The sequence below is a fragment of the Mesorhizobium sp. M7A.F.Ca.CA.002.05.1.1 genome (assembly GCF_003998335.1).
Taxonomy (GTDB): Bacteria; Pseudomonadota; Alphaproteobacteria; order Rhizobiales; family Rhizobiaceae; genus Mesorhizobium.
In genome coordinates this window covers 1-6,302 of sequence record NZ_RZQI01000305.1, presented here as the reverse complement: position 1 = coordinate 6,302, position 6,302 = coordinate 1, and the positions used below count along the sequence as shown (strand labels likewise).

The window sequence follows — 6,302 nt, the reverse complement described above, 5'->3', positions numbered from 1 at the left end:
AGGAACCACGCCTATGTCGCCATCGTCACCGACCCCGGCGATTACGCCTCGGTGCTGAATGCGCTGGAGATGAACATCGGCTCGCTGTCGCTGGATTTCCGCAAGAAGCTGGCCGCCAAGGCCTTCGCCCGCACCGCCAGCTATGACGCGGCGATCTCCGGCTGGTTCGCCGAAGCGCTCGAGATCGAACATCCGACATGGCGCGCCTTTGGCGGCAGGTTGGTCGAGGTGATGCGCTATGGCGAGAACCCGCATCAGAGCGCCGGCTTCTACGTCAACGGCGACAAGCGCCCGGGCGTCGCCACGGCGCGCCAGCTGCAGGGCAAGCAGCTATCCTACAACAACATCAACGACACCGACGCCGCCTTCGAACTGGTCGGCGAGTTCGACCCCGACCTTTCCGCCGCCGTCGCCATCATCAAGCACGCCAATCCGTGCGGCGTTGCCGAAGGCGACTCGCTGAAAGCCGCCTACGCCAAGGCGCTGGCCTGCGACCCGGTCTCGGCCTTCGGCGGCATCATCGCCGTCAACCGCACCCTCGACGCCGAGGCGGCGGAAGAGATCGTAAAAACCTTCACCGAGGTAATCATCGCGCCCGGCGCCACCGACGAGGCAGCGGCCATCGTGGCGGCGAAAAAGAATTTGCGCCTGCTGGTCACCGGTGGGCTGCCGGACCCGCGCACGCCGGGTACGACGGTCAAATCCGTCGCCGGCGGCCTGCTCATCCAGGGCCGGGACAACGCCGTCGTCGACGACCTCGAACTGAAAGTGGTGACCAAGCGGGCGCCGACGCCGGCCGAAATGGCCGACCTGAAATTCGCCTTCCGCATCGCCAAGCACGTCAAGTCCAACGCCATCGTCTACGTCAGGGACGGCGCCACCGTCGGCATCGGCGCCGGCCAGATGAGCCGGGTCGATTCCTCACGCATCGCCGCCCGCAAGGCACTCGACGCCGCCGAGGCCGCGGGCCTTGCCGAACCGCTGACCAAGGGCTCGGTCGTCGCCTCCGACGCCTTCTTCCCCTTCGCCGATGGCTTGCTGTCGGCAATCGCCGCCGGCGCCACCGCCGTCATCCAGCCGGGCGGTTCGATGAACGACAAGGACGTCATTGCCGCTGCCGACGAGCACGGCATCGCCATGGTGTTTACGGGGATCAGGCATTTCCGGCATTGAGCGCCCTTACCCTCCCGCTTGTGGGGAGGGTCGGCGAACGATCTTTGCGAAGCAAAGTTCGTGAGACGGGGTGGGGACAGCGCCGCACCCCCACCCCGCTCCGCTTCGCGGATCGACCCTCCCCACAAGGGGGAGGGTAAACTCACTCCACCGGCCGGTCCGCCGGATAGGGCGTCTTGACCAGGATCGCCATGCCGATGCCCAGGAACAGCACGATCACCGCCATGCCGAGCCGCGCTGAGCCGCTGGCCAGGGTGACGGACGCGACCATGAACGGCGCCAGGAAACTGGTCGCCCGCCCGGCCAGTGCATAAATGCCGAAATAGCGGCCGGATTCTGCCGCCGTGACGCTGCGCGCCATGTAGGATCGCGACGACGCCTGCACCGGCCCGAAAGCCACACCGATCAACAGGCCGAAGAAGATGTAGGCTTTTTCCGCTGCCGTGCCGAACAGGCCGCCCCTGTCCGGCCCAGGCATCATCCAGAGGCCGAACAACGTGTAGCCCGGCCCGGTCGAGACGATGCCGATCGTGGCGATGCTGAGCAGGACCAGCGAGATCATGACGATGGTTTTTGAGCCAAGCGCCGTATCGAGACGGGCTGCAACCAGGCAGCCGAAGATGGCGACGACGTTGAGAATGATGCCGAAAATACCGATCTCGGTGATCGACCAGTGGAACATCGCAGCGGCGAAGGTGCCACCCAACGCCAGCAGCGCGTTGACGCCGTCCTGATAGATCATGCGGGCTACCAGGAAGCGGAAGATGCCGCTGCGCTTGCGCACCTCACCCAGTGTCACTTTCAGCTCCGCCAACCCCTCTCGGACAGCCGGACCGATCGGCAGGCCCTTGATGGCGTCGGGGGTGAAAAAGAACATCGGCAGGATGAACAGGAAGTACCAGCCGGCTGACAAAGGCCCGGTTGCGCGCGCGTCCTCGCCGAGCTTCGGGTCGAGCCCGAAGAGCGGGTCGATGCCGATGATCGTCTTGCCGGTCTCAGGCGAACCGGCCAGGCAGGCGACGACGAAGATCAGCACGATCATGCCGCCGAGATAGCCAAGCCCCCAGGCCATGTTGGAAATCCGGCCGATCTCGCTCTTCGGCACCAGGCGCGGCATCATCGAATCGTTGAACACGGTCGAAAACTCCGCCGCCACCGACGCCAGCGAAAAGAACAGCACGACCAGGAAAAGGTTCGAACCGGGGGCCGCGAACCAAAGCATGCAAAGGCAGGTGACCTTGACCGCGGCAAAGAATGCGATCCACGGCTTGCGCGGTCCGGTCTGGTCGGCGATCGAGCCGAGTATCGGCGACAGCACTGCAATGACAAGGCCGGCCGCAGCAATGCCGTAGCCCCAGGCCGCCTGCCCGGTTTCCGGATCGCTCGCCATCCGCGACACGAAATAAGGCCCGAAGATGAAGGTGGTGACGACGGTGAAGAACGGCTGCGCCGCCCAGTCGAACAACATCCATCCCCAGATGCCGCGCCCGGACGCACGCTGCACTGTTTCTACCGTCATGATGATCCCCCGGCACCGGTTCCGTGTCGGGCGCCATGTCTGCATGTTTCATGCGCTCATGCAATGAACCAAGCTTGGTGTGCCGTCCCTTGCCCCTGCCGCGCGTTCACTGTTCGAAAGCCAAGCAATTGGCTTTCGTCCGCGACGCGGACCAAGCCCTTATTTTTTCTCGTGAGGGAAGTCGGACCGAAGGTCTGGCGCCGCCCTCCACCCCCTGCTTCGCGGCGATTGCCGCCGGCGCGAATTTCTTGATTATTAAGTTGACTCTTTTTGTCCGGTTTGACTAATTGCGCTCGCGCAGGGCCGGAAAGTCGCCGGTCGAACGGCTCGATATGGTCTGACAGGGAATAAGAGATGACGATTGGTCGACAGGCATTGCCGCGCACTCAGGTAAGGCGATTGATTGCGAGCAGTGCCTTGATAGCGGCATCTTTTGGAGCGGTGGGGGCCGGCCGGGCCCAGGAGGTTTCGCCGGACGATGCAACTCAACTGGAAACCATCGTCGTCACCGGCAAGTCGGACCGCCTTGTCGGGCCCGATCAAACGATCGTCGCCGAGGATACGGCGACCGCCACCAAGACCGATACGCCGATCGTCGACGTTCCCGCCTCGGTTTCAGTGGTAACCCAGAAGGAACTGGAGGCGCGCCATGTCGAAAGCCTGCAGCAGGCCGTGGCCTACACATCCAGCGTCCTCACCGACGAGTTCGGCAACGATGACCGATACGACTATATTCGCATCCGCGGTTTCGACCAGACATCGCTCGGTACCTATCGCGATGGTCTCACGGCGCGCATCCCCGCCTGGTTCACGGCCAGCCGTCTCGAGCCTTACGGACTTCAGCGCGTGGAGGTCCTGAAGGGATCGACATCGACGCTTTTTGGTCTCAACGGCCCTGGCGGGCTGGTCAATGCCATCACCAAGCGGCCGCTGGACCAGAAGCAGGGGGAGATTTACACGTCCTATGGCGACGGTACCAAGGAGGTTGGCGTTGATTTTGGCGGGCCAATCGACCCCGATGGCGTGTGGACCTATCGGCTCACAGGGCTGGCCAAGGATGGCGATCAAGGATGGGATTATTCCAACGACGATCGGCTTTACATCGCGCCCGCGTTGACCATCAAGCCCGAGGAAGGAACGTCGCTCACCATCCTGACTGACTATTACAAGCGAGATGGCACAGGCGCACGCGGCACCCCGGCTGGCGGCAATATCGACATCGGCACATTCCTGGGCGAGCCGGATTTCAACCGCTTCAACACGGAGCAGGTCGATATCGGCTACCAGTTCGAGCACGAGTTCAACGAGAACCTCACCTTGCGCTCCAATGCCCGCTACACGCATTTGAGCCTCGACTACGCCGAGGTCTACGGCGCGTCGCTTGACCCCACGGCGGACCGCACGGCATTTTCCGTCGATGGCCTGTCCAACCGCTATGCCTTCGACAATCAGTTGCAATACGATACGGGCTGGGGCGGGATCGACAGCAAGACGCTTGTCGGCGTCGACTACGCCAACGACAACACCCGTGAAAACATTCTCTTCGGCACCGCCGGTCCCATCGACATCGACAATCCGGCCTATTGCGGTCTGTCCTGCATCAATCTCGGCCCCTACGTGAACTGGCGGGTCAAGCAACAGGCAGTCGGTGTCTATGCCCAGGAGCAATTGACGTTTGACGACCGCTGGATCGTCACCCTGGGTGGGCGCTGGGACCGCGTGCATACGACGGCGGACTATCTCGACTCGGGAACGCAGGACGACGACACGGCATCCGCCTTCACCAAGCGCGCCGGCCTGACCTACAAATTCACTCCGAACCTCGCGGTCTACGCCAACTATTCGGAAAGCTTCCAGCCGCTCGTGGCGCCAAGCGGCAACGGATATGCGGTCTCGGGTTCGCTGAAGCCTCAAGAGGGCAGGCAGTATGAGGCAGGTATCAAGTACAAGCCCGACGGCTTCGACGGCCTGTTCACGGCCGCGGTCTTCGACCTTACCCAAACCAATGTTCCCACCTATGTCACGCCTGTTGTCCAGCAGCAGATCGGCAAGGTTGGCGTCCGCGGCATCGAACTCGAGGGCAAGGCCGCCATTGCGGAAAACCTGAACCTGACGCTTGCCTATTCCTACTGGGATGCCGAGATCCTGGAAGACGGTATTGGAGGAAATGCCGGCAATCGGCCGCAGCGTGTCCCTCGCCACCTGGCTTCGGCCTGGGTTGATTATACGCTACCCGAGGAGGGACGGCGTGGCGACCTGACCATCGGCGGAGGCGTGCGCTATATCGGACAAACCTACGGGGATGACGCGAACACGACTTCGATTGGCGGCTACGCACTGGTGGATGCGGCGATCAGCTACAAGATGACCAAGGACGTGACGTTGGCCCTGAACGCAACGAACCTGTTCGACCGGAAGTATTTGACAACCAGCTATTACGGAACCGAATTTTACGGCGACCGGCTGAAGATCGTCGGCACGCTCAAACATTCCTGGTGAGCTTTTTGAACGCCGGTTTCGAAGCGGATGGCATTCGAAAAGAGCCACACGCATCCGGTAATGCGTGTGGTGATCGTCGGCGGTTCACATCCCCGTCAGATCGCTCATCAGCCCCGACGCCACCGACAGCCGCGACACGGTGATGTCGCCGCCCTCGGTCAGCGCCTGCAGCCGCTCGCGGATGCGCGCCACCCGCTCGCCGCCGGCGTCCAGCCAGGCAACCACCGGATCGGCCGTCTTGGCGTGGCCGGTGAGTGCCGCCACCGCGATGCCGCGCCGTGCCGCGCCGATCGTGTCGGTGGCGCGCGACAGTGCCAGCTGATCATAGTAGTCCGAAGGCGTGATCGAGCGTGCGGCGTCCTCGACACGCGGGATGCGGAAGGCATCGCTGACGGCGAAGAACGCCTTGGCCGCGGCGACGATATCGGCGCCGGCGGTGCGCGCCGTCAGCGCGATGTCGGGGATAAGTTCCGCCACCTCGCTCAGCGCCAGTTGCCCGGCCAGCCCTTCCGGCGCGCCGCTCTTGAACAGCCCGTGCCGCTTCTCCTCGATGCGCTCGCGCGAGAAAGCCGGCAGCAGCGCAACGAGCTTCGGTTCCAGCGCCTTGCGTGCTTCCTGCAGCTCGGCGATGCGCTGGCCGAGGGGTGCCGTGCCGGCATCGTTCTTGAGATACCAGCCGCTGGTCACGTAGATCAGCCGGCTGACCATCTGATAGAGATCGAGCTGCACCTGGCCGTCGATCTGGTTGTCGAGCGCGTCGATCTCGCGATAGAGCGCCGGCAAGGCAAAACCGTCGCGCACCATCGCGAAGGTCCGCACCACGTCGGCGGCGGTGCGCCCCGTGGCTTCCTGCAGCCGGTTGACGAAGGACGGGCCGCCGCGATTGACCAGGTCGTTGGCGACGACCCGTGTGATGATCTCGCGGCGCAGCCGGTGGCCATGGATCTCTGTGGCGTATTTCTTCGCCATCCGGTCGGGAAAATAGCCCATCAGGTCGCGGTCGAAATGCGCGTCATCAGGCACGTCGCTGGCGACGATGTCGGAAAACAGCACGATCTTGGCATAGGCGAGCAGCACGCCGAGTTCGGCTCTCGTCAGCGGTTCGCCGCGC

3 protein-coding genes and 1 pseudogene are annotated in these 6,302 nt (G+C 63.5%); 2 read left to right on the top strand and 2 right to left on the bottom strand.

All coding sequences use genetic code 11. The features are described 5' to 3' along the window. The coding region (gene purH, locus EN939_RS16880) for a bifunctional phosphoribosylaminoimidazolecarboxamide formyltransferase/IMP cyclohydrolase (RefSeq protein WP_127268920.1) at nt 1-1,173 on the top strand (1,173 nt) is incomplete at its 5' end. Between the two features lie 142 nt (nt 1,174-1,315). On the opposite strand, the gene EN939_RS16875 is transcribed toward purH, so the two are convergent. After that, the gene (locus EN939_RS16875; protein WP_127268919.1) at nt 1,316-2,692 is read right to left on the bottom strand and encodes an MFS transporter; all 1,377 of its coding nucleotides are present in this window, start codon (nt 2,690-2,692) and stop codon (nt 1,316-1,318) included. Nucleotides 2,693-3,046: 354 nt separating this feature from the next. On the opposite strand from EN939_RS16875, the gene EN939_RS16870 reads away from it, so the two are divergent. Continuing rightward, entirely contained in the window at nt 3,047-5,191 is a 2,145-nt protein-coding gene (locus EN939_RS16870) for a TonB-dependent siderophore receptor (RefSeq protein ID WP_127268917.1), read from the top strand. Nucleotides 5,192-5,275: 84 nt separating this feature from the next. On the opposite strand, the pseudogene EN939_RS16865 reads toward EN939_RS16870, so the two are convergent. Continuing rightward, nucleotides 5,276-6,302 (bottom strand): annotated as a pseudogene (locus EN939_RS16865) (NAD-glutamate dehydrogenase domain-containing protein); the annotation flags it as partial.

Excerpts from the sequence above, each read along its gene's own strand:
- EN939_RS16870 (WP_127268917.1), top strand. The coding sequence starts at position 3,047 with ATGACGATTGGTCGACAGGCATTGCCGCGCACTCAGGTAAGGCGATTG.
- EN939_RS16875 (WP_127268919.1), bottom strand. The coding sequence starts at position 2,692 with ATGACGGTAGAAACAGTGCAGCGTGCGTCCGGGCGCGGCATCTGGGGA.